The organism is Mesorhizobium sp. M2C.T.Ca.TU.002.02.1.1 (assembly GCF_003997225.1).
In genome coordinates, this window is the sequence record NZ_RZTO01001454.1 from 1 (window position 1) to 545 (window position 545).

Here is a 545-nt window from a genome sequence, read left to right on the forward strand (position 1 = left end):
CTGGGCTTCCGCAAGCGGCCTCTGTGGCTGCCGGTGGTCATTGCCAGCGCTGCCGCCTCCATCATCGCCTACAAGACCGTGGGCTCGCCCTGGCATGTCTCGATTGGCGCTGTTGCCGGTGTGCTGCTGGCGGTCATCCTGCCTCCCCACCATAGCGGCGTAAAGGCACGGCCATGAGCACGACCTTCTGGATCATTATCGCCGGCGCAATCGCGACCTATCTGACGCGCATCGGCGGGCACCTGGTGATATCGCGCTTCGATACCATCCATCCCCGCGTCGAGGCCGGCCTCAATGCCGTGCCGGCGGCGGTGCTGACGACGCTGGTAGCGCCCGAGCTGTTGAACGCCGGCCCGGCGGAATGGGCCGCACTGGTGGTCACCGCCGTGGTTTCGCTGCGCGGTGGGTTGATGGCGATGTTTTTGGCGGGCGCGGCCGTTCTGATTTTGGCGCGGCAATTTGTGGGCTAGGGTCTGGGCGCGATCGACTTGAACCGTTAGCGCTGCCCCTCATCTGCCTGCCGGCATCTTCTCCCCGTATAGGGA

At 65.5% G+C, this 545-nt stretch carries 1 protein-coding gene and 1 pseudogene; both read left to right on the forward strand.

Annotated elements, in window-relative coordinates:
* Window positions 1–177 (forward strand): annotated as a pseudogene (locus EOD07_RS38980) (branched-chain amino acid ABC transporter permease); the annotation flags it as partial.
* Complete coding sequence (locus EOD07_RS36720; RefSeq protein WP_057142891.1) at window positions 174–470, forward strand: AzlD family protein; 297 nt, start codon at window positions 174–176, stop codon at window positions 468–470. The pseudogene EOD07_RS38980 and the gene EOD07_RS36720, both read left to right, overlap by 4 nt.
* Window positions 471–545 lie beyond the last annotated feature (75 nt).

Bases quoted from the DNA above. Each gene is read 5' to 3' on its own strand.
- EOD07_RS36720 (WP_057142891.1), top strand. From the start codon at position 174: ATGAGCACGACCTTCTGGATCATTATCGCCGGCGCAATCGCGACCTAT.